Source organism: Alkalibacillus aidingensis, from assembly GCF_014595945.1.
In the GTDB taxonomy this organism is placed as follows: domain Bacteria; phylum Bacillota; class Bacilli; order Bacillales; family Alkalibacillaceae; genus Alkalibacillus; species Alkalibacillus aidingensis.
Genome location: NZ_JABXWU010000008.1, coordinates 82,500 through 105,650, shown reverse-complemented (window position 1 = coordinate 105,650; position 23,151 = coordinate 82,500). Strand labels below are relative to the sequence as shown.

At 39.1% G+C, this 23,151-nt stretch carries 20 protein-coding genes; 7 read left to right on the top strand and 13 right to left on the bottom strand.

Annotated elements, in window-relative coordinates; genetic code table 11:
* Positions 1-78 precede the first annotated feature (78 nt).
* From HWQ49_RS11545 to HWQ49_RS11530, 4 genes are read right to left on the bottom strand one after another with little or no spacing between them, the layout of a single operon-like run.
* Entirely contained in the window at positions 79-1,116 is a 1,038-nt protein-coding gene (locus HWQ49_RS11545) for an ABC transporter ATP-binding protein (protein ID WP_188207775.1), read from the bottom strand.
* Positions 1,085-2,116, bottom strand: coding sequence for an ABC transporter ATP-binding protein (locus HWQ49_RS11540; RefSeq protein WP_188207774.1), 1,032 nt, complete (start codon positions 2,114-2,116; stop codon positions 1,085-1,087). Before HWQ49_RS11540 ends, HWQ49_RS11545 begins: the two co-directional genes overlap by 32 nt.
* A gap of 24 nt (positions 2,117-2,140) precedes the next feature.
* On the bottom strand, positions 2,141-3,064 hold the full coding sequence (locus HWQ49_RS11535) for an ABC transporter permease (protein ID WP_188207773.1): 924 nt from the start codon (positions 3,062-3,064) through the stop codon (positions 2,141-2,143).
* A gap of 18 nt (positions 3,065-3,082) precedes the next feature.
* Positions 3,083-3,988: an ABC transporter permease gene (locus HWQ49_RS11530; protein WP_394810779.1), complete on the bottom strand. Its 906-nt coding sequence runs from the start codon at positions 3,986-3,988 to the stop codon at positions 3,083-3,085.
* Between the two features lie 389 nt (positions 3,989-4,377).
* Here HWQ49_RS11530 and HWQ49_RS11525 point away from each other — a divergent pair, with 389 nt between their 5' ends.
* Positions 4,378-6,114, top strand: coding sequence for a glutathione ABC transporter substrate-binding protein (locus HWQ49_RS11525; RefSeq protein WP_188207771.1), 1,737 nt, complete (start codon positions 4,378-4,380; stop codon positions 6,112-6,114).
* A gap of 150 nt (positions 6,115-6,264) precedes the next feature.
* On the opposite strand, the gene typA is transcribed toward HWQ49_RS11525, so the two are convergent.
* The 3 genes from typA to HWQ49_RS11510 form a co-directional block, all read right to left on the bottom strand.
* Positions 6,265-8,094, bottom strand: a complete 1,830-nt coding sequence (typA, locus tag HWQ49_RS11520; RefSeq protein WP_188207770.1) for a translational GTPase TypA — start codon at positions 8,092-8,094, stop codon at positions 6,265-6,267.
* A 192-nt stretch (positions 8,095-8,286) separates the two neighbouring features.
* On the bottom strand, positions 8,287-8,730 hold the full coding sequence (locus HWQ49_RS11515) for a hypothetical protein (RefSeq protein ID WP_188207769.1): 444 nt from the start codon (positions 8,728-8,730) through the stop codon (positions 8,287-8,289).
* Positions 8,731-8,748: 18 nt separating this feature from the next.
* Positions 8,749-9,039 (bottom strand): HesB/YadR/YfhF family protein, encoded by a 291-nt coding sequence (locus tag HWQ49_RS11510; RefSeq protein WP_188207768.1) that lies wholly within the window; start codon positions 9,037-9,039, stop codon positions 8,749-8,751.
* A gap of 177 nt (positions 9,040-9,216) precedes the next feature.
* On the opposite strand from HWQ49_RS11510, the gene rarD reads away from it, so the two are divergent.
* Complete coding sequence (gene rarD, locus HWQ49_RS11505; protein ID WP_188207767.1) at positions 9,217-10,101, top strand: EamA family transporter RarD; 885 nt, start codon at positions 9,217-9,219, stop codon at positions 10,099-10,101.
* 331 nt (positions 10,102-10,432) lie between these two features.
* Positions 10,433-11,626, top strand: coding sequence for a methionine gamma-lyase (gene megL, locus HWQ49_RS11500; RefSeq protein ID WP_188207766.1), 1,194 nt, complete (start codon positions 10,433-10,435; stop codon positions 11,624-11,626).
* A gap of 418 nt (positions 11,627-12,044) precedes the next feature.
* On the opposite strand, the gene HWQ49_RS11495 is transcribed toward megL, so the two are convergent.
* The 5 genes from HWQ49_RS11495 to HWQ49_RS11475 all read right to left on the bottom strand — a co-directional run bounded on the left by HWQ49_RS11495 (position 12,045) and on the right by HWQ49_RS11475 (position 16,790).
* Positions 12,045-12,689: a lytic transglycosylase domain-containing protein gene (locus HWQ49_RS11495; protein ID WP_223155149.1), complete on the bottom strand. Its 645-nt coding sequence runs from the start codon at positions 12,687-12,689 to the stop codon at positions 12,045-12,047.
* A 101-nt stretch (positions 12,690-12,790) separates the two neighbouring features.
* Positions 12,791-13,816, bottom strand: a complete 1,026-nt coding sequence (locus HWQ49_RS11490) for a threonine aldolase family protein (RefSeq protein WP_188207765.1) — start codon at positions 13,814-13,816, stop codon at positions 12,791-12,793.
* Positions 13,817-13,867: 51 nt separating this feature from the next.
* A complete protein-coding gene (gene pabB, locus HWQ49_RS11485) occupies positions 13,868-15,622 on the bottom strand; it encodes an aminodeoxychorismate synthase component I (protein WP_188207764.1) in 1,755 nt (584 codons plus the stop codon).
* Entirely contained in the window at positions 15,615-16,214 is a 600-nt protein-coding gene (locus HWQ49_RS11480; protein ID WP_188207763.1) for an anthranilate synthase component II, read from the bottom strand. The genes pabB and HWQ49_RS11480 overlap by 8 nt, the downstream gene beginning before the upstream one ends.
* 18 nt (positions 16,215-16,232) lie before the next feature.
* Entirely contained in the window at positions 16,233-16,790 is a 558-nt protein-coding gene (locus HWQ49_RS11475; RefSeq protein WP_223155148.1) for a flavin reductase family protein, read from the bottom strand.
* Positions 16,791-16,885: 95 nt separating this feature from the next.
* On the opposite strand from HWQ49_RS11475, the gene kynU reads away from it, so the two are divergent.
* Positions 16,886-18,160: a kynureninase gene (kynU, locus tag HWQ49_RS11470; protein ID WP_188207762.1), complete on the top strand. Its 1,275-nt coding sequence runs from the start codon at positions 16,886-16,888 to the stop codon at positions 18,158-18,160.
* A gap of 11 nt (positions 18,161-18,171) precedes the next feature.
* A complete protein-coding gene (gene kynB, locus HWQ49_RS11465; RefSeq protein WP_188207761.1) occupies positions 18,172-18,792 on the top strand; it encodes an arylformamidase in 621 nt (206 codons plus the stop codon).
* 125 nt (positions 18,793-18,917) lie between these two features.
* On the opposite strand, the gene kynA is transcribed toward kynB, so the two are convergent.
* Positions 18,918-19,745 (bottom strand): tryptophan 2,3-dioxygenase, encoded by an 828-nt coding sequence (gene kynA / locus HWQ49_RS11460; protein ID WP_188207760.1) that lies wholly within the window; start codon positions 19,743-19,745, stop codon positions 18,918-18,920.
* A gap of 99 nt (positions 19,746-19,844) precedes the next feature.
* Here kynA and HWQ49_RS14855 point away from each other — a divergent pair, with 99 nt between their 5' ends.
* Together HWQ49_RS14855 and cysK are read left to right on the top strand one after the other, a co-directional pair.
* Complete coding sequence (locus HWQ49_RS14855; RefSeq protein ID WP_188207759.1) at positions 19,845-21,842, top strand: PAS domain-containing protein; 1,998 nt, start codon at positions 19,845-19,847, stop codon at positions 21,840-21,842.
* Between the two features lie 91 nt (positions 21,843-21,933).
* Positions 21,934-22,863, top strand: coding sequence for a cysteine synthase A (gene cysK, locus HWQ49_RS11450; RefSeq protein ID WP_188207758.1), 930 nt, complete (start codon positions 21,934-21,936; stop codon positions 22,861-22,863).
* Positions 22,864-23,151 lie beyond the last annotated feature (288 nt).

Here is a 23,151-nt window from a genome sequence, read left to right as displayed (position 1 = left end):
TGGTCATTTCTAACACCCGGTTAGAAATGACCATTTTTAATTACCATTTACTGGTTTTGTCCCAGCCACTTTCTTCATTTAAATATCTCTTACTTTTGAAGTTGATCTTGTTGGTTTGTGTGCACCAGTCTCAATTTCCTTAATATAGTGACATGCAGCCTGGTGGCCACCATTCATGTAATCCTCTGTACGAAGCTCTGGTGTATCTTCCTTACACTTATCTGTCGCGAATGGACATCTTGTGTGGAAGCGACAACCAGCAGGAGGATCAATTGGTGAAGGAACATCACCTTGTAAGAAGATTCTCTCTGTTTTATTCTCTGGATCCGGTACTGGAATCGCTGATAGTAAAGCTTTTGTATATGGGTGTTGTGGATTTTCAAAGATTGATTTAGTATCACCAATTTCCACAATCTTACCTAAATACATAACGATAATACGATCAGAAATGTGACGAACAACTCCTAAGTCATGGGCAATGAAAAGATAAGTTAAGTTCATTTCTTTCTGGAACTTTTTGAGTAAATTCAACACCTGTGCTTGGATTGATACGTCAAGAGCTGATACCGCTTCGTCACAGACAATTAATTTTGGATTAACTGAAAGTGCACGGGCAATTCCGATACGTTGACGCTGACCACCTGAGAATTCGTGTGGAAAACGGTCAGCTTGGTGTGGTTGTAAGCCAACTGTTTCCATCAATTCAGCAATACGGTCATTACGATCTTTCTTCGGAACGACGCCTTGGATTTCCATCGCTTCGTTTAACGTTTGACGAACGGTCATACGTGGATTTAATGAAGCGTACGGGTCCTGGAAAATAATTTGTAAGTCTTTGCGCATTTTACGCATTTCATTTTTATTTAATGACAATAAGTCTTTTCCATCAAATTCGATGCTACCATCAGTTGGATCATCTAGGCGTAAGATCGCTCGTCCAGTTGTTGATTTACCACAACCAGATTCACCTACGACACTGACTGTCTCACCTTCATAAATCGTGAAAGTGACATCGTCTACGGCCTTAACATGATTTACCGTACGACCGAAGATCCCACCTTTGATAGGGAAATATTGTTTTAAATTATTTATCTTCAGAAGTTCTTTCTGGGTCATACACTTTCACCTCCGGATCGCCGTCCCATTCATCAGTGTAAATCCAACAGCGTATTTGTTCACCTTCTCCAACATCATCAAGGTTTGGAAGTTCACGGTGACATAACTCTGTTGCGAATGGGCAACGTGGCGCAAATCGACAACCATCTGGCATTTCATGTGGTGCAGGAACTGTTCCTTTAATAGGAATCAACTCTTCTTGGTCCACATCACTACGAGGTAGTGAGTTCAATAGCCCTACAGTATATGGGTGTCTTGGGTTTTTAAATAAAGTCTTAACATCTGCATACTCAACAACTTTACCACAGTACATAACAGCTACGTAGTCACACGTCTCTGCTACCACTCCTAGGTCGTGAGTGATCATCACTACAGACATACCAAATTCATCTTGTAATTCCTTAATTAATTCAAGGATTTGTGCTTGAATCGTCACGTCTAAAGCCGTAGTTGGCTCATCGGCAATTAGCAATTCTGGATTACAAGCTAAAGCCATCGCAATCATCACACGCTGACGCATACCACCTGAAAGCTCAAACGGATACTGTGTCACACGTTTTCTTGGAGACGGAATTCCAACAAGCTCAAGTAGCTCAACAGCTTTTTCCGTTCCATCTTTTTTATCTAATCCTCTGTGAATCTTTAATGCTTCACGGATTTGTTGACCAATTGTATATACAGGGTTTAGTGATGTCATTGGCTCCTGGAAAATCATTGAGATTTGGTTACCACGGATTTTACGCATATCAGCTGTACTATAATCCAGTAGGTTTTCCCCTTTAAAGTGGACCTCACCACCTACAATCTTACCAGGCGAATCAATAAGTTGTAAGATTGATAAGGCACTAATACTTTTACCAGAGCCTGACTCACCAACAATCCCTAATGTTTTACCTTTAGGTACGTCAAAGGTAACGCCGTCAACCGCTTTTACTTCATCACCTTCTACAAAGAATGACGTACGTAAATCTTTTACTTCTAAAATTGATTCTTGACTCATCTCACTACACCTCACTTTCATCTATTATTCATTAAGGTCGATACGTTTATTTAAGAATCTGTAAGAAATATCTACTAATAAGTTAACGACAACGAACACGACTGAAATAATCAAAATACATGCCTGAACAACTGGGAAGTCACGGTTCATAATTGAGTCAACCAATAGACGACCCATACCATTAATCGCGAACACTTCCTCCGTTAGTACAGCACCTGCTAATAACGAACCGAACTGTAAACCAACAACCGTAACTACCGGGATTAATGCGTTCTTAAGGGCGTGTTTATAAACAACAATTCGCTCTTTAACACCTTTAGCTCGTGCAGTTCTGATATAGTCCTGAGAGATTACCTCAAGCATACTTGAACGAGTCATACGTGCTATAATCGCTGCCCCCGCTGTACCGAGGGTGATGACCGGTAGTAATACTTGACTTGGTGAGCCCCAACCTGTTGGTGGGAACCAACCTAGGTTAATCGCAAACCATTGCATTAACATCAGACCTAACCAGAAGTTCGGCATGGATAAACCGAATAAGGCAATGATCATAATCGTCACGTCAGAAACTGAATATTGTCTTACGGCAGAAATAATACCTGCTATTAAACCTAAGAAGATACTTAATAATGTAGCATAAATCGCTAACTCCATGGTTACCCAAAATCTATCACCAACTTCATCAATTACCGGTGTATTATAACGCATAGATGTACCTAAGTCACCTTGTACAACACCCGTTATATAATCAAAATACTGAACCGGTAATGGATCATTTAATCCTAGTCGATCTTCTATTCTTTCAACTGTCTCCGGTGGTGCGTTCTCACCAGCCATCAATTGAGCAGGGTTACCTGGTGTTAGGTGCATTAGCAAGAATACTAATATCGTAACACCGAGCAAGACCGGGATCAGTTGAATCAAACGGCGTATAATATATACTGTCATCTATTTTGCACCTCTTTTCTATTTTTTCATCTTTGGATCCAGAGCATCTCTTAATCCATCGCCAAAAATGTTAAATGCTAGTACAACAATAACGATGAACATGCCTGGGAAAAACGCAATATGACCAGCATCATACATATAACCTCTACCATCGTTCAACATCGCGCCCCACTCAGGTGTTGGCGGCTGTGCACCCATTCCCAAGAAGGAAAGACCTGCTGCTGTTAAAACAGCACTTGCAATATATAATGTTGCATTAACTATTACTGGAGAGAGAACGTTAGGCATAATATGCTTGAAAATAATTCTTCCATCTTTAGCGCCCAATGCTCTAATCGCATCAACATACTCTAGCTTTTTAGCTGCTAAAGTTGAACCACGAATAATACGTGCGAAACCAGGGATCGCATAGATCGCAACAGCAATGGTAACGTTTACTAAACTTCCGCCTAAAATACTTACAATTGCTAGTGCTAGTAAAATACCAGGGAAAGCTAGTAAAATATCTATTAATCTCATAATGATATTATCGATACGACCACCGTAATACCCAGAAATAATACCGATTGGAATACCTACTAATGCCCCCATAATAACTGAAGCAAAGCCAATTCCTAAGGTTAAGGACATACCATGGATAATTCTTGTGAATATATCTCGTCCCATATGATCGGTACCGAACCAATATTCCGCTGATGGTCCTTGGAACCTTTCAGTTACGTTCGTACTATTTGGATCATGTGATGTTAAGAATGGACCAATAATAGATACTGCGATTAAAATCAAGATCGTATAAAAGCCGATTAACGCTGCTTTATTCTTTTTAAGGCGTCGGTAGAAATCTTTTATACTTTTAACTTTAGGGTTTTCTACCTTCTGCTTTTTATCGCCTTGTTCTACTTGTTGTTGATTTGTCACAGTTATACCCCCTTTAAAGCATCCTAAATTTTTAGAAAAATTAAGTAACAACTCACGTGGTCTTATTCTACCATACTATCAATTCAGTATATCTGTTTGTTTTTGGTAAAATAATTCTAGCTGAGTCCACTGTCTCAACTATCATAAACGGATATTCGATGATTTACAACAATTTACCCCATATTAAGTCAATTCAGAATTGATAGATAATATAGAAAATAGATAAAACCCTACCATATATTATATATGCTTTTTATTATGTGATAAATACCAACTATATAAATTTTGACAAAATATAACCTTGCTAATAGTTTGAAAATGATTTATATTTATCGTTGAGGGCCTACTAATATATAGGTCTTAAAATTTAAATTAACCAAGGGGGTTACACAAGCATGAAGTCAAACAAAACACTTTGGCTATTAGCAATGATGCTAGTTTTCTCATTAGTACTTGCTGCTTGTGCTGGTGATGGAAGTGGCGATGATGACACTTCTGGTGATGATCCGGACACAGGTTCAGAAGAATCTACTGATGAAAATGATGGCGCTGATACAGAAAGCGATGTAGATGTTGATGGGGATCACGTTGTTCTAGCAGTTTCATCTGATTTAGTTTCATTAGATCCACACGGGGACAACGACGTTCCATCAAGTAACGTTCGTGAAAACATTTACGAAAACCTAGTTAAACAAGACGAGAACATGGAAATTGTTCCAGGTCTTGCACATGACTGGGAGCAAATCGATGAAACAACGTACGCATTCTACTTAGAAGAAGGCGTAGAGTTCCACGATGGTAGTGAGTTTACTGCATCAGCAGTAAAAACAAACCTAGAGCGTGTAATGGACCCAGCAATGGCTTCTCCACGTGAATTCTTATATGAAATGATCGAAGAAGTTTCAGTTGAAGGTGACTATGAAGTACACATTACAACTGAATACCCATTTGCTCCATTACTATCACACTTAGCACACGATGCTGGTGGTATCATTAGTGAAGAAGCAATCACAGCTGACTATGAGCAAGCTTTAGAAGAAGCTGGCGTTGATATGTCAGTAGAAGAGTATTATGAACTTCGCGCTGAAGGCGGAGAAGAATTTGAAGAAGTTTATGAAGAAATCTCAGAGTACGTTGGTACTTACGTAGCAAGCAACCCACATGGTACTGGTTTCTTCAAACTTGAAGAACGTATTTCTGGTGAAGAAACAACTCTAGTACGTAACGAAGACTACTGGGGTGAGAATGCTTTACCAGGAGCGGTAACATTCAAGGTTATTCCTGAGCCAGGTGCTCGTATCGCTGAACTTGAAACAGGTCACTCTCATATTGCTGACCCAGTTCAACCAACTGACGTTTCTCGTGTAGATAATGCTGAGGAGACTTTTGTTAATGTTCAAGAATCTGTAAGCTTATCTTACATTGGATTTAACGTTGAAAAAGAACCATTTGACGACCCACGCGTACGCCAAGCTATCAACTACGCAATCAACCAGGAAGAAATCATCGAAGGTATCTATGAAGGTAATGGTATCCCAGCTGTTGGTCCATTAGCTCCGGATGTATTCGGTTATGACCCAGATGTTCCTGGACTAGATTACGATCCTGACCGTGCTCAAGAACTACTTGAGGAAGCTGGTTATGGTGATGGTTTCGAAACAACTCTATGGACTAACGATAACGAACAACGTGTAGAAACAGCTCTTTACGTACAAGATGCTTTATCTGACTATGGTATTGACGTTGAAGTTGAAGAGCTTGAGTGGGGTGCTTACTTAGATCAAACATCTAATGGTGAGCATGACATGTTCGTATTAGGTTGGTCTACAGTTACAGCTGACGCAGACTACGGCCTATACGCTTTATTCCACTCTAGTGCACACGGTGCAACTGGTAACCGTAGTTTCTTAGCTAACGATGAGTTAGACGAACTACTTGATGCTGGTCGTCGCGAGGCAGATCCAGATGCACGTCAAGAAATCTACTCTGAAGCTCAAGAGTTATTAACTGAATTAGCTCCTATGCTTTACGTTCACCACCAGAACTACCTAACTGGTGTTCGTGAAGAAGTTGAAGGTTTCTGGGTAGACGCATTAGGTATCTACCAGCTTAAAGATGTAACATTAAACTAATATAGTTAGTTTAGAGAGGTTGGCTTTTGCCAACCTCTTTTTTTGTTGCTCTAAAACATTGTTAGGGTAGCGACACTTTAAACCAACATAAAAAAGCTACCTCCGAAGCTTATTTTGGTTTCGGAGGTAGCTTTTTTGTTTTAAGCACAATTACTGAAGTTTTGCTTTCTTCTGAGCACGTTCACGCTCACTCTTATTTAGTATCTTCTTACGTAAGCGAATCGACTCTGGTGTGACTTCACAATATTCATCATCATTTAGATATTCAATTGCTTCTTCTAATGTTAATTTACGTGTTCCTTTTAACGTTGTAGTATTATCCTTCGTTGCTGAACGCACATTAGTTAAAGCCTTTTCTTTGGTGATATTAACTGTTAAATCGTTGTCACGGTTATGTTCACCGACGATCATACCTTCATATACCTCTGTACCAGGCTCTACAAAAATAACGCCACGATCTTCTAAAGCTAATATACTGTATGTCGTTGCTTTACCTTTTTCTTGTGAAACAAGGACACCTTGGCGACGCCCACCTACAGATCCAGGTGCTACAGGCTCATAGGCATCAAACGTGTGGTTAAGGATTCCATACCCACGTGTTTGTGACATGAATTCAGTTGCGTAACCGATTAAACCACGTGATGGAACTTTGAACTCTAAACGAACTTGACCGTTACCTTGATTCGTCATGTCGAGCATTTCACCTTTACGAGTTCCAAGGGATTCCATGACAGCACCTGTATAATCTTCAGGGACATCGATTTGAACACGCTCGTACGGCTCACATTTAACACCATCAATTTCCTTAATAATAACTTGAGGTTTGGAAATTTGTAACTCATAGCCTTCACGACGCATGTTTTCAATCAAAATAGATAGATGCAACTCACCACGCCCTGAAACGACCCATGCATCTGGTGATTCAGTTTCTTCAACACGTAAACTAACATCCGTTTCTAACTGAGTTAACAATCGTTCTTCAATTTTTCGCGCTGTTAGATACTTACCTTCTTTACCAGCAAACGGGCTGTTGTTAACTACAAACTTCATCTGTAGAGTTGGTTCATCAATTCTTAGTAATGGTAAAGGATCGGGGTTGTCGACAGCAGAAACTGTCTCACCAACGTTTAAATCCTCCATACCTGCAACCGCTACTATGTCACCCGCTTCTGCTTCATTCACTTCAACCCTTTTCAGTCCAATAAAGCCGAACAATTTGGTGATACGATGGTTTTTAATCGAGCCGTCCTTCTTAATTAAAGCGACTTGATCACCAACCTTCATTCGTCCACGGTACACACGACCAACACCGATTCGACCAACATAATCATTATAATCTAATAAGGTTACTTGGTACTGAAGAGGACCCTCAACATCCTTAGTTGGTGCTGGAATATGCTCAAGAATGGTTTCAAAAATGGGATCCATCGTTTCATTCTGCTCCTCAGGTTCATGGCCTGACGTTCCTTGCAGGGCAGATGCGTAAGCTACTGGGAACTCAAGCTGATCATCGTCAGCGCCTAGCTCGATGAATAAATCTAAAACTTCATCAACAACCTCTTCTGGTCGTGCATTAGGACGGTCAATTTTATTTAAAACAACCATGGGCTTTAAATTTTGTTCTAACGCTTTCTTTAATACGAATCTTGTCTGTGGCATGCAACCCTCATAAGCATCAACAACTAGAAGGACACCGTCGACCATTTTCATGATACGCTCAACTTCACCACCGAAATCAGCGTGACCAGGGGTATCTAAAATATTGATCCGTGTATCTCCATAATTAATAGCCGTATTTTTGGCTAAAATCGTAATCCCACGTTCTTTCTCTAAATCATCCGTATCCATCGCACGCTCATCAACGTGTTCATTATCACGAAACGTACCTGAGTAATGTAATAGTTGGTCAACCAATGTTGTTTTACCATGGTCAACGTGGGCAATGATGGCAATGTTACGAATATCTTTGTGCTCTTGCATAAAAAAACTCCATTCCTATCTCTATTTTTCTTGCCTTTAATGACCTTAATTAAAGGCGTCTACGTACTCGACTTTAAGGTCGTCAGTCAACAAGCTTTCTTTATTATATATTAGTTAGTCTATACTGTATAGTTTTTACGAATATGTCTTATTTAACTCCACAAAAAATACACCTCCTGAAAAAGAAGTGTATCATTTTGCCATTTCACCTAAAATTGGATATACCTTTTCAACCCCATCTTCTGCAATCATACAAGCAATGCCTATAGGTGTTTCCCAAAAGCTTTCTGGAATGATCGGGTTTTGCATACCCGCGGCTTTAAATAAGGAATGATATATTCGATCAAGATGCTTTCTTGTTACCTGTCTGTCTGTTTCCTTCTCACCACGTGCCAATAAAAATAAGTAGCGCATCGATTGAAAGATGTTATCCCCAGGCATAAAGGTGAATTCCTTAAAAAGTCTAAGCTGCTTTTCTGCTTGTTCAGTCAAAGCTTGATTAATAGCTAAATCATCTAGCCGTTCATACAATTGCCGGTTTAACTGTCGAAAAACTCGTCGTTTTTCCTGTTGCATCACTTCATCTGTATAAACTTCTTTTAAGAAATCAAACGCTTTCTCACTCGTCCACTCCATAGGAAATTCCCTCTCCCTCTATTCTACAGGCCTATCCGAATATTCAACTTCGCCATTTTTAACTCCAATGTATAAGTCCTTGTCTTTAAAGAACCAAACATCTTTATCATCAATCTCAAATGAAATTTCATTAAGATCGGTTTTCACCCCAGGGTCACTAGCTTTACCAATCGTTACCCCGATTGAGAAACCATCTTGAAAGGAGCAAGTGCCTCCGTATTTCGGGAAAAAGCGAACAGAATCTCCACTTTTAAGGTCCATTTCTTCTTTAAACCAGTTAGCTGCCTCTTCTGTTACATGAATATTCATAAGGTATACCCTCCTATGTTGTCCTATTTCTAGTTTATCGAAAGACCAAACTCACCACAACTATGACAACTTCTGTCAAACAAAGTTGCAAATTTATTTAGAGTGTCGTAAAATTTCTAAAACGTATGACATATCAAAATTATTTATCTAATCAACGTACAGCAAGGGGGAGCACGATTGAACGAAGAAAGAATAGGTATACTATATGCTGCTTTTGCGTATATTTTATGGGGATTTTTACCGTTATATTGGAAGATAGTTGAGCATGTCCCACCTTGGGAAATTCTGGCCCATCGGATGCTATGGTCGTTAGTGTTTATGATCTTTTTCATCTTAGTTATTAGAAGGTGGCACTTATTCCTTAAAGAGTGTCGGTTAATTTTTACTGATTGGAAAACGGCCGTTGGAATTTCTTTAGCTGCGATTGTCATCAGTATTAATTGGGTTACATATATATGGGCAGTCAACAGTGATCGAGTTCTCGATGCAAGCTTAGGTTACTATATAAATCCTCTCATTAGTATTTTGTTTGGGTTGATCTTTTTAAAAGAACGATTTTCAAAATTACAATGGGTGGCTATTACGTTTGCACTAACTGGGGTACTTTATATGACCTATCATTTTGGTGAAGTGCCGTGGGCTGCGATTATTCTCGCAATGTCGTTCGCAATTTACGGGCTACTTAAAAAGGTGGTCCAATTAAATGCCATATTTGGCTTAGCTATCGAAACCTTAATCATCACACCTTTAGCTCTTATTTATATTATTCATTTAGAGTGGATTCAAGTCGGTGCGCTGAGTTTATCCTGGACAGGTCTATTATTGGTCGGCACTGGAGTTGTTACTGCTGTTCCTCTGCTACTGTTCGCACAAGGAGCAAAGCGTATACCATTATCCCTTGTCGGTTTTTTACAATATTTTGCGCCAACAATTATGTTACTACTAGGCGTTTTCTTGTTTGAAGAACCATTTACCACAGTCCATGCAATTACTTTCACACTAATTTGGATTGGTCTAATCCTTTATAGTTACGAAAGGGTTAAAGTAAGCCAAAAGGTATAATGTCTACTACTAAGAGACTATTTAATGAAGCAAAATAAACATGATGTAGAATCATTTTTTCTGCTTATCAAAAAATGAGACGATCGACCAAAGTACTAAAAGGAGCTGGGGGAGTGGAATGTCTTTAAAGGTCCACTTCCCCATTAGATAAATAGTACTTGATTTAGGGTGTGGGGTGGTTGGCATTGTCATTATGCTTGTAAAAATGTTCAGTTTAGAAATGCCCTAGCTAAATATTTCTCCTCATTTTCCTATAAAGTTTACTCAAAAAAGAAAGCGCTTACATAAATTGTGGTATAATAGTTTAAAAAGGGAATGAGGAGGCTTAACTATGGCTAAAAGATTTGAAACCGATGTCATTCACCATGGATATGATTCTAAAGAACACTTTGACAGTCTTGCATCACCAATCTATCAAACGTCAACATTCACCTTTGCTAATGCTGAACAAGGTGAAAGGCGATTTGCCGGTGAGGAGTCTGGTTATATTTATTCAAGACTCGGCAATCCAACTGTAAGTCAATTAGAAGAACGTATAGCTACTTTAGAAAATGGTGAGGCGGCATTGGCTTTTTCATCTGGAATGGCTGCTGTATCTGCTACATTAATTGCCCTTACGAGAGCAAATGATCATATTTTATGCTCTCAAGGGCTTTATGGATGTACATTTGGACTTTTAGAGATGTTAAAGGAAAAGTATTATATCGAATCTGATTTTAGCTTGATGGATTCAGAACAGTCTTTGCGTGCAGCCATTCAAGAAAACACGGCTTGTATTTACGTAGAAACACCGATTAATCCTACCATGAAAGTGATCGACTTAGAAATGGTTGCCCGTGTTGCTAAAGAATATGGGATCCCTGTTGTGGTTGACAATACATTCTCATCTCCATATCTTCAGCGTCCGATTGACTTGGGGTGTGATATTGTTATTCATAGCGCGACTAAATATATTGGAGGGCATGGAGATGTAATTGCTGGTTTACTAGTTGGCCGTCAAGAGTTTATCTCTGAAGTAGCGATGACAACCCAAAAAGATATCGGTGGAACGATCTCACCTTTTGATGCTTGGTTATTATTAAGAGGTTTAAAAACTCTGCCGGTTAGAATGGACCGTCATTCATTTAATGCTGAACAAGTTGTTAACCAGCTTAAAGATCACCCGAAAATTAAGCGTGTTTATTATCCGTTTGACCCCTCTAACCCAGATTACGAAATTGCTAAAAAGCAAATGAAGTTAGGAGCCGGTGTGATTGCTTTTGAAATTGATGGGGGTAAACAGGAGGCACAAGCCTTCTTAAACTGTTTATCATTTATTAAAATCGCCGTTAGCCTTGGCGATGCTGAAACACTTATCCAACACCCTGCTACGATGACTCATGCTGTTGTTCCTGAAGAAAGTAGATTGAAAATGGGCATTACCGATTCACTGATTCGAATGTCTTGTGGTTTAGAAGCTTGGGAAGATATATGGAAAGACTTACAGCATAGCTTAGATCAAGTGAAATCTAAAACGCTTAGTTAACAAAGGGGTGAATTAAGCAGAAGGCTGAATTGCAAAGCGCAATTCAGCTTTTTTATTGGAATCGCTCTGTTAAAGACCGTTGTTGTTATGGTGCTTCGCTTTTCACCATACAACAACTAAGAACTATTCCTTAAATTATCAACACTAAACTTTAACAGAGCCATTGGAATAAGTGGGAAATCAGTGGTGTTAACAGTGATGAGCGTAATCCTATTTGACAATTTTCCCTCTTAGGGGCCTGGTTTCGTTAATTAGAGCGACTCTATTTAACGGTTTACCTTCGTTTTGAAGTGGTTTTGTTAATTAAAGTATGTCTATTTAACGGTTGACACTCGTGACGAAGTGGTTTCGTTAATTAAAGTATGTCTATTTAACGTTCTACCCTCGCGATGAGCTGATTTCGTTCATTAGAGCGTATTCACCCTAAAATTCTATTGATATACTGACGCGTTTCTTCAAAAGGTGGAACACCATTATAACGAGCAACATTACCTGGACCTGCGTTGTAGGCAGCTAAAGCTAGTTCGGTATTGCCATTATATTGATTAAGCATGTCTCTTAAGTAACGTGTTCCACCTTCTATATTTTCACGTGGGTCAAACGCATCTTGAACACCTAATGCTTGAGCTGTTCCGGGCATGAGTTGCATTAATCCCTGTGCTCCTGCATGGCTGATCGCATTCGGATTAAAACTAGATTCCACTTCGATAACGGAACGAATTAAATCAGCGTCTATCCCATATTTATTTGCTGCTCCCTCAATTAATTCATCAAAATCACTGTTCGTTTGGTTTGATTTTATTTGATTTTGAATTGACTCATACTCTGGTGTATATGAAACTGGTTGATTTAGAAATAACGATTTCAAATCACTGGAGCTCGAATTAATGGCTTGTTCATTCAACGGCATTTGCTGGCCAAGCTGCAATTGCAACATTTGATTAAATATATTTTCGGATGATTGTCCAATCTTGCGCATTGACATTTGATCTGATCCAGATTTATTTTGTTGAATAGCCTTTTGATAATTCATAAATGTTTCAAATAAACGTGCATCAAGCATGGTAGACACCTCGGGTCGACTCATTAGCTTTGTTAAACATCAGGGATTAATAACTCATAAGTATATTCAACAAAACCTGGTACGTCACTAATTTAACTTTATTATACCATACCATTGATAGATTTCAGAGTTTTAATAGCATTGTCAATATCTACTTCATCTACATCGTAATGAGTTACAAACCTAACTAAATCCAGGCCAAACTGGACGGATTTAACTCCTTTTTCCTCTAAACGTTTGACCATCTCAGCACCATTAAACGAAGAATTGGAAACATCCATAAGCACGATATTAGTATCGACCGGATACGCTAATTCAAAGCCTGCTTCTTTAACTCCTTCAGCTAACTGAGTCGCATGCTGATGGTCTTCATCCAATCGCTTTGACATTTCAGTTAACGCAATCATAGCCGGTGCTGCGATCACCCCTACCTGTCTTAAACCTCCTCCTAATCGTTTGCGCCATTTTCTCGCTTGATTTATAAATTCCTGAGGTCCTGCTATAATCGATCCAATTGGTGCTCCTAAACCTTTGGATAAGCAAATTTGTACCGTGTCTGTGTACCTAGCGTACTCTTTAGCAGAAATGCCTGTTGCCGCGACGGCATTAAACAAACGAGCACCGTCTAAATGAACAGGAATGTGATTTCGATTGGCAATTTGATAAGTTTCACGCATAGTTTCAAGTGGAATTACGGAACCCCCTGCACGGTTATGAGTATTTTCTAAACAAATAAGTCCTGTTTCCGGCAGATGAACATCTTCTGGACGAATGGCTCCTTCTATATCATTAGGATCCATCGCTCCACGATTGCCTTTAATTGTACGTGGTTGTACACCAGCAAATGCAGAGATGGCCGCCCCTTCATAATAGAATAGGTGAGATTCCTCCTCTAAAATAATCTCATTCCCTGGTTGCGTGTGGGTTAAGACCGCTATTTGATTACCTTGCACCCCACTTGTGACAAATAATGCTGCTTCTTTACCTAACATTTCAGCTGCTTTGTTTTCTAATAATTGTACGGTCGGATCCTCTTGATAAACATCATCCCCAACCTCAGCGTGGAAGCTTGCCTCACGCATTTCCTTAGTAGGCTTGGTCACTGTATCACTTCTTAAATCTATCATTTTACCCGTCCCCCTTCTAAATCTATTTGTATTTATTATGAGGAAAAATCATCAAATCGCCAAGTCATTTTTCAAAGAAACATCGATCCAACCACGAACACTATTGATGAAGACTAATTTATCGACATGACTTAACTCACTTTTTGCGAGACTTCTTACTTGAATTTCCCCCGTTTCAATCAACTTCTGACGATATGTCCCAGGTAATAATCCATCATTTATAGGGGGTGTAAACCACTCACCATGCAACTGATATACTAAGTTACCTGTTGTAAATTCAGTCAAGTTATCTTGTTGATTCCAAAGCAAGGTGTCATATACTTCTACGTCAGTACGTTTTAAATGATAATAAAGATCGCGATTAGTTGTTTTATGGTAAAGAAATACATCATTTTTGTTAATGGGCTTATTGGCTAAAGCTACTTTTTGCTTACTTTCCGTTGGGGGGCCTAGCTCAAAAAGTTCAAAAGAAAATTCACCTGAATTAGTTAACTGTAGGCGTACTCTATATCGTCCTACTTGGTTTTGTTTAATAGCTGTCATCGTTTGATGAAAGTATTCTAGGGAAAATGGATAGTCAAAATACTTTGCCGAACGGCTTATACGTTTCTGATGTTCTTCTTCAAGTTTAATGATCCCGTTTTCCAAAAGCATCGTTTCAATCAATTGGAAAGATTTGGGGTTCTGTTGTAACACCTTAGCCTTGTTGATCGTCTCCTCATACTCACCTTCAGCAGAGGAGTCCCAAGTAATACCACCACCTACTCCATAAATCGCTTGATTAGTTTGGCGATTAACCATTACCGTACGGATAGGGACATTAAATACAGCTTTTCCTTCTGGCGTCAACAGACCAATCGCTCCACAATAAACTTCACGAGGACTGTTCTCAAGCTGATAAATTTGCTGCATGGTACTTTGTTTAGGAGCACCGGTGATCGACCCACAAGGAAACAAACTGTCAAAAAGATCCACAAGTCTAATAGCATTCCCCGTCTCCGCTTTAACCGAAGATGTCATTTGATGGACAGTTTGATAAGTTTCAATGGTAAACAAGTTAGGAACATGAACTGAACCGGCTTTTGCTATTCGAGCCACATCGTTACGCAGCAAATCAACAATCATCACATTTTCTGCTCGATCTTTTTCAGATTTAGCTAGTTGGTGTTTCAACCGTTCGTCCTCTTCGAAGGTCAGCCCTCGTTTCATCGTACCTTTCATCGGTCGCGTTTCAATCACACACCCATCCCAAGCAAAAAATAATTCAGGTGAAACCGATAAAATGTCATGTGAGCCGATTTTTAATAAGGCAGCGTAATTAGCTTGTTGAGCCCGACATAGCTGTTCAAACCACGCGTCTATATGGACTGAATCAAGTTCAGCAATTAACCGAAGCGTGTAATTGACTTGATAAGTAATCCCACGCTCGATTAACCCCCGGATGTTAGTGATCGTTTGATTATACTGGAAGCGAGTTGTATCAGCCTGCCAATTCGCTTGAATAAAAACTTCCTCTACCGGCTCACTGGAAGCCTCCACTGGTTGATTGAATACTCCAAACCAAATGAGTGGCAGTTCTTTAGGCTCATGGTAAGATAGGTTAGGTAAAAAAGCTTGCGCAGCTTCATAACTGACATAACCAGCAACATAATAGCCCTTTTTTGCGTACAATTCTGCTTGGTTAATCACTTTTTTGACCTCAGTAATGTCTGTTGCTGTTAAGATTTCAACTGGATCTTTAAAATCCATTCGGTCTTGTTCTAAATATGGGTGGTTAAAGCGAAAGGATAATGAAACCTCACTCATAAGCTGATTCCTCCCTTTCCAAATGGACATAATGATCCACAAAGTTTTGAATCATCTTCTTTCCTTCAGAGGTCAAAATCGCTTCAGGGTGAAACTGTACCCCTTCAATTGGTTTTTGATGATGTCTAATACTCATCACTTCGCCGCGGTCCGTTTCACTTGTAATCTGGAATTCTCTAGGGACCTTAACCTTATCGGCAATTAAAGAGTGATATCGAGTCACGAGTGTTGGTTGATTTAAGCCACGGTAGATCGTACACTGATCATGCTTGATCATTTCTACTTTACCATGCATGGGCTCTTTTGCTTTAATAATAGAGCCTCCAAAGGTTTGTACGATAATCTGAAATCCTAAGCAAACACCCAATACTGGTACCTCCCCTTCTACCTTTTTAAGGAGTTCAATACTATTTGGGGCATCATCTGGATTCCCTGGACCTGGAGACAATATGATCGCTCGTGGGCCCAAGTCCTCAATTCTATCTACCGTTACTTCACAGTGGTTAACCGTTTTAACCTCGACTCCAGTCTGTCTAAAATAATCTACTAAGTTGTAAGTAAATGAATCATTATGGTCAATCATTACAATCATCTATTATCCCTGCCAACTCTATTTATCTTGATCGATACGAATTTGCTGACGATCTGCTGTTGTCGTATAAGTTGAGCGCCCTAAGTAAAGTGGAATGTTCAACTGATCATCATTAGGTAAGCCGTCATTTCCAAACAGCTGATCATCGCGGTAAAATTGTGTGATTTCACCGACAAACCAGTCGTGATCTCCATAAGTATTAACATCAATGGTCTGACATTCATATGCAATATAAGAATCACGTAATATTGGTGCATCAATGGTTATCCCACGGTCGAACTCCATATTTCCTAAATGGAATTTATTAGTAGATTTACCTGTATAAACGCCTGCTTGTTGAATAAACTCAGCCTTCTCAAGTGGTAGAAAGTTAATTGCAAATTGTTGAGACTGCTTTATTAATGAATATGTAAAGCGTTCTTGTCCAACCGCAACGCCATAGATCGGTGGGTCAAATGAAATATAAGAATGCCATCCTGCTGCCATGACATTGTCAACCCCATCGTAGGTGGCTGTCACGATTGCAACCATCCCTGGATAACTATGCATAACGGTTCTTTCTGTCGGTTTTCTCAAAATTATACCTCCATCTATTGATCTTTATTATAGTTTAACAGATCTCACCCAAGACGGCCGTAATTATGATATATTGACTATAGGAGGGATGAAATATGTTTAAACCAACAGTAGACTTTGCAAAGGAACTTGATCAAAAGGATCCTCTAAAAGATTTTAAACAAGAATTTTACATAAAAGATAACCAAATTTATATGGATGGTAATTCACTAGGCTTAATGTCCAAACGAGCGGAAGCCTCTATGTATAAAGTAATCGATTCGTGGAAGCATGATGCGATTGATGGTTGGACCAATGGTGAACATCCTTGGTATTATCTGTCTGAAACTCTAGGTGCTAAAGTCGCTCCTCTAGTTGGTGGGCAATCTGAAGAGGTGGTTGTCACTGGTTCTACGACAACCAATTTACATCAACTTGTTAGTACATTTTATCAACCTGAAGGGAAACGTACGAAAATAGTTGCAGACGAACTTAATTTCCCTTCAGATATCTATGCTCTTAAAAGTCAGATTAAGCTTCATGGTTATGACCCTGAAGAACATTTAATTCGAGTCAAGAGTCGCGATGGAAGGACGATTGATGAGGATGATGTCATCGCAGCTATGACAGATGAGGTAGCGTTAGTTATCCTGCCTACTGTCCTATATCGAAGTGGACAGCTTCTCGACATTGAGAAGCTAACTAGAGCAGCTCATGATCGAGGGATCTTAATCGGTTTTGACGGCTGTCATTCTGTCGGTGTCATTCCTCACAAATTTCATGATGTAGGTGTCGACTTCGCTTATTGGTGTCACTATAAATACGTTAACAGTGGTCCAGGTGGTGTAGCTGGCTTATTTGTCCATCAAAAACACTTTGGGAAAACACCTGGTTTAACAGGTTGGTTCGGCTCGAATAAGGAAAAGCAATTTGATATGGAACACACTTTCACACCTGCCTATGAAGCTGGTGCTTATCAGATTGGAACGCCACACGTCTTAAGCGTTGCGCCATTAATTGGTTCTTTAGAGTTGTTTGAAGAAGCTGATATTAATCAGATTAGAAAAAAATCTCTTCATGCAACCAATTATTTAATGTATTTAGTTGATGAGTACTTATTAGATTATGGCTTTTCGATTGGAAATCCGACCGAGGACAATCGCCGTGGTGGTCACGTTTGTTTAGAACACTTAGAGGCAGCGAGTATTTGTAAAGCGTTAAAAGCACACAACATTACCCCAGATTTTCGAGCACCGAATGTGATCAGACTGGCTCCTGTTGCTTTTTATGTATCTTATCATGATATTTATCAGACTGTGCAAGTTTTAAGGGATATTATGAAAAATGACATCCATAAGAAATATAAGAATGAGCGTGATGTTATTGCCTAAGGAGGATTTAGATGATCATTGATATTTCACGAATGTTAAATCGCGAAACACCGACTTGGCCAGGTGATACGCCGTTTTCCTATGAATTGACTTGGTCAAAGGAAGAGACAGGATCAGTTAATGTTGGACAGTTAACATCCAGCTGCCATACAGCAACACATGTCGATGCACCTTATCACTTTAATAATGGTGGGTTGACGATCGAACAACTACCTCTTGACTTGTATATTGGTGATGCGCTGGTCGTCGATGTCTCAACTAAAGCTCATATCAAACCAGAAGATTTTACTGACATTGATTTAACGAATGTACGTCGCTTATTGCTAAAAACCAATGCTTGGGCTGATCCTACTGTCTTTCCTAAAGATTTACCTTTATTAGAAGCAACGCTTGGGAAGTTCTTTATGGAACATGGCATTGAATTAATCGGTGTCGACCTCCCTTCAGTTGATCCTCTTGAAAGTAAAACACTCGACACCCACCATGCGTTTGAAGCAAGTGGTGTGCATATTCTAGAAGGGCTTGATTTAAGTGAGGTTGAGCCTGGCGATTATCGTCTTATGGCTCTGCCACTGAAAATTGAAGGGGCTGACGGCAGTCCTGTTCGCGCTGTGTTAGAGACGAAGGAATAAGGAAAAATGGGAACGCCTGACAAGAACTATTCCAGCAATTATTTTCTATTGATAAGTTCCGGTGAAATCTCAAATAATCCGACAAACGCCGAATTGATTCGGCGTTTGCCTGGATCATCCAAACATTATAGTTTCGTCCGTATTCCCCACAATTCAGGGAAAAAATAATGATCTAATACCTTTTTCAAATAACCTACACCAGATGAACCACCTGTCCCCTGTTTATGACCGATAATTCTTTCAACTGTTTTCATATGACGGAAGCGCCACTGCTGCATCCAATCCTCTATATCTACTAACTTCTCAGCTAACTGATATAAATCCCAGTACCGATCCGTGTGACGATAAACTTGGATCCAGGCTTCCTCAACACTTTTATTAGCTTCATAAGTTTTCGTCAAATCACGATTTAGCACGTCTTCGTCAATAGCAAACCCTTCGTTCGCTAACGCTTGTATAGCAACATCATAAAGTCCTGGAGCTTCATAGGCTTCCTTCAACTCGGCTTTGAGTTCTGGGTCTTTTTCATAGATTTTTAACACATGATCAGTTTTATACCCCAGTGCAAACTCTACCATCCGGTATTGGTAGGACTGAAAACCAGATGCTTGTCCAAGCTGATCGCGGAAGCCTAAATACTCACTCGGGGTCATTGTCGCTAGTACATCCCATGCCTGAATGATTTGATTTTGAATGTTAGACACTCTTGCTAACATTTTAAATGCTGGCTGATAAGATTCTTCTTGGATGGCTTCAATCGCTGCCCTCAGTTCATGTAGGGTCAACTTCATCCAAAGCTCGCTTACCTGATGAATAATAATAAATAACATCTCATCATGATGGTCAGATAAACGATTTTGACTATTTAAAATCGAGTCTAAGTCTAAATAATCCCCATAAGTCATCTTTTCTTTAAAATTCGTATAGATCCCCTGCTCATCTTTGAATGTCATCCTCACCAAGACTCCTTTTTCTTTTTATCTTATCACATATCACTCTTCACGCCTGTTATGGTAAAATAAGTACACGTATACTTTTGGGGGAATCACAGCGTGAAGAATCAAATTGTTAAATGGAAAGAAAAATTAAATCAAAATGGAATCAACCTAATCAAATTTGGTAAAGAAAAAAAAGAAAATGAACGAATCAAAGCTTTACAGGACCTAAACCTTAACTATACGAGTTCAGAACAAAACTTCGATGATATTACTGAATTAGCACAAAACCTATTTCAAGTAGAAATGGCCCTGATCTCATTTATTGATGAGGACTATCAGTGGTTTAAATCAGGTGTCGGTTTGCCTGATGAACTTAAAGATCAGCAATACACCTCTAGAGACATTTCGTTTTGTGAGCATCTAATCTTTGATAAAAAACCAATCATTGTTAAAGATGCTTATGAGGATGAGCGATTTTCTAACCATCCTTTAGTTACGCAAGGATTAATTAGGTTCTATGCTGGTGTTCCTTTACGATTAAGCAATGGTCACATTATTGGTTCGTTGTGCATTTTAGATTCAAAACCACAAACGATTTCTTCTGAGAAGTTAATCCAACTGGAAAGACTAGCGAATTGGGCTGTCAGTGAAATTGAAATCAAGCAAAAATTAGATAATTTATCTAAACAGCAACAACATATCAATGAGCTTGTCAAAAAGAATACTTATTTAACAGCTGCGATTGATCACTCTTCTTCATCAATTATCATTACAGACGCCAACCAAGACGATAACCCAATCATCTATGTTAATGATGCTTTTCAAAAGCTAACTGGCTATACCAAGGATGAAGTAATCGGGCGTAACTGTGGATTTTTGCAAGGGGCAGATACAAACCCCGACACAATCAGAAAAATCCGAGAAGCCATTCGTGAGAAAAAATCGATTCACACGGAGATCCTCAATTATAAAAAAGATGGACAATCTTTTTGGAATGAATTAACGATTAACCCTGTTGATGATGAACATGGTGAAATTAACTATTTTATTGGTGTTCAACATGATATTTCTAGAAGAAAAGCAGTCGAACAGCACCTAATTCAGGAAGTTTTCGAACAAGACCACTTGTTTAACTCACTTCCAGAGCTAGTCGTCATGCTTGATGTGAACGGGAACATCAAAAAATCAAATAATCGCCTTCATCAATTTACTGAATATCATGAGTTAGAAGCTCTCACCCGTACTTTTGCAGACTTTTTAAATGTTAAAGATTTTAACAAGCTTGTTAAGGAAACCTTTGAACAAGGTCAAACTTCATTTGAGGCTGCGTTAATTACTAAAAACAAAGAATATTTACCATTTCAGTGGAGTCTACTCGCCTTAAAGAGTTCTGATGGAAGCCATTCCGGGATTGTTGCGATCGGCGAGGATATACGAACAAAACTTCAATTGGAAAAGGAAGTTGAATATGCTGGAAAAATGCAAAAAGAGCTTCTTCAGCCAAATGTTAAAACTGAGCAATATGAGATGAAATTTCTTCACCATGCAAGCCAATATGTAAGTGGTGATAGTTATGGGTATGATTATAATGAGGAGAATAATTCATTATTTATCTACCTAGTAGACGTCATGGGACACGGTGTTGCGACGGCCTTACAAACAAGCACCATTAGCCTGTTGTTTAAACAAATCGCACGTGAAAATTTATCAGTCAAAGAAAAAGTCGAGTGGGTCAATCAAGCCTGTATGCCGATTTTCCCTTCTTCTTACTTCGCCACAGCCTTCTGTGCAGATATCAATTTGTCTACTGGAGAAGTTAATTATGTAGCAGCTGGAATCAACTACTTTGCCTACGGAAAAAATGGACAAATTCATGAAAATAAGGTGTTCGGTCCGTTAATTGGAATCTCAACGGATATGTCGTTTGAAGAGCACACGTTACATTTAGACGCTGGGGACTCGTTGTATTTGCTAACAGACGGATTATATGAAGAATTACATCAAACTGATTTACCTAACCAATATGAAAAAATGTATGACCAATTGAAAAACCTATCAGAAAACCAATCAAGAGAAGATGATGCTACAGCCGTATGTTTTAGAATGCTCTAAAAAGGCTCTAACAATCAATTCAATTGAAATTACCTAATTCCAATTGGTAAACTAGGGAATGTGCTGATGAAAATAAAAGGATGTGAAAGTCATGCGTGTAGTAAATAATATTGCAGAATTAATTGGTGACACGCCTTTAGTCAAGTTAAATAAGTTAAACCCAGCAAATGGTGCTGATATTTATTTGAAATTGGAATTCTATAACCCAAGTGGCAGTGTTAAAGATCGCGCTGCTTATAATATGATCATAGAAGCTGAAAAGGCAGGTCATTTAAAAGAAGGTTCAACTATTATTGAACCAACGAGTGGAAATACTGGTATTGGGCTAGCAATGAATGCAGCTGCAAGGGGATATAAAGCCATTTTAGTTATGCCTGATACGATGACCAAAGAGCGAATTAATCTACTTAAAGCCTATGGCGCAAGGGTTGAACTTACGCCTGGAGACAAGAAAATGCCAGGAGCAATTGAGCGTGCGAAAGAGCTTATGGATGAGATCCCTAATAGCTTTATGCCTATGCAGTTTGAGAATGAGGCCAATTCAGATGCACATCGCCAAACAACAGCTAAAGAAATTAAAGAAGCCATGAACCAAATCGGTAAAAAGCTCTCAGCATTTGTTGCGACTGCTGGTACTGGTGGCACAATAACTGGAACAGGTGAAGAACTTCGTAAAGTTTACCCAGATATGTCCGTTCATGTTGTTGAACCTGCTGGCTCCCCTGTTTTATCAGGTGGAAAGCCAGGAAAGCACAAATTAGTTGGCACAAGTCCAGGCTTTATTCCAGATATTTTAAACCAAGATATCTACGATGAGATCTTTAAAATCGAGGATGAGCAGGCATATGATATTGCTCGACGTTTAGCTCGGGAAGAAGGAATTCTCGTAGGAACTTCAGCCGGTGCGTCATGTTATGCTGCCATTGAAGTCGCAAAGCGCAAGCAACCGGGAGAGGTCGTCGTAGCGATTATTCCTGACTCAGGAGAACGTTACTTGTCTGGAGACCTGTTTGATTTTTAATACACCTTTAAAAGTATAGTAATTTTAAAACAGCTTGTCATAATAAATGTACAAGCTGTTTTTTGTTTCTTAGGATCTGTTAAATTTTAGTGTTGATAATTCAAGGAATAGTTCTTAGTTGTTGTATGGTGAAAAGCGAATCACCATAACAACAACGGACTTTAACATAGCTATTTCTTAAATAATTGTGACAACTTTTCAAACAAAGACATTACTTCTCTTACTTTTTCTCAAAAAAGTGATTGACTTGAGAATGATTATCATTCACAATATAGTTAAGAAATTGAT

Coding starts and splice junctions, on each gene's coding strand:
- HWQ49_RS11545 (WP_188207775.1), bottom strand. CDS start 1,116: ATGACCCAGAAAGAACTTCTGAAGATAAATAATTTAAAACAATATTTC.
- HWQ49_RS11540 (WP_188207774.1), bottom strand. CDS start 2,116: ATGAGTCAAGAATCAATTTTAGAAGTAAAAGATTTACGTACGTCATTC.
- HWQ49_RS11535 (WP_188207773.1), bottom strand. CDS start 3,064: ATGACAGTATATATTATACGCCGTTTGATTCAACTGATCCCGGTCTTG.
- HWQ49_RS11525 (WP_188207771.1), top strand. CDS start 4,378: ATGAAGTCAAACAAAACACTTTGGCTATTAGCAATGATGCTAGTTTTC.
- typA (WP_188207770.1), bottom strand. CDS start 8,094: ATGCAAGAGCACAAAGATATTCGTAACATTGCCATCATTGCCCACGTT.
- HWQ49_RS11515 (WP_188207769.1), bottom strand. CDS start 8,730: ATGGAGTGGACGAGTGAGAAAGCGTTTGATTTCTTAAAAGAAGTTTAT.
- HWQ49_RS11510 (WP_188207768.1), bottom strand. CDS start 9,039: ATGAATATTCATGTAACAGAAGAGGCAGCTAACTGGTTTAAAGAAGAA.
- megL (WP_188207766.1), top strand. CDS start 10,433: ATGGCTAAAAGATTTGAAACCGATGTCATTCACCATGGATATGATTCT.
- HWQ49_RS11495 (WP_223155149.1), bottom strand. CDS start 12,689: ATGCTTGATGCACGTTTATTTGAAACATTTATGAATTATCAAAAGGCT.
- HWQ49_RS11490 (WP_188207765.1), bottom strand. CDS start 13,816: ATGATAGATTTAAGAAGTGATACAGTGACCAAGCCTACTAAGGAAATG.
- pabB (WP_188207764.1), bottom strand. CDS start 15,622: ATGAGTGAGGTTTCATTATCCTTTCGCTTTAACCACCCATATTTAGAA.
- HWQ49_RS11480 (WP_188207763.1), bottom strand. CDS start 16,214: ATGATTGTAATGATTGACCATAATGATTCATTTACTTACAACTTAGTA.
- kynU (WP_188207762.1), top strand. CDS start 16,886: ATGTTTAAACCAACAGTAGACTTTGCAAAGGAACTTGATCAAAAGGAT.
- kynB (WP_188207761.1), top strand. CDS start 18,172: ATGATCATTGATATTTCACGAATGTTAAATCGCGAAACACCGACTTGG.
- kynA (WP_188207760.1), bottom strand. CDS start 19,745: ATGACATTCAAAGATGAGCAGGGGATCTATACGAATTTTAAAGAAAAG.
- cysK (WP_188207758.1), top strand. CDS start 21,934: ATGCGTGTAGTAAATAATATTGCAGAATTAATTGGTGACACGCCTTTA.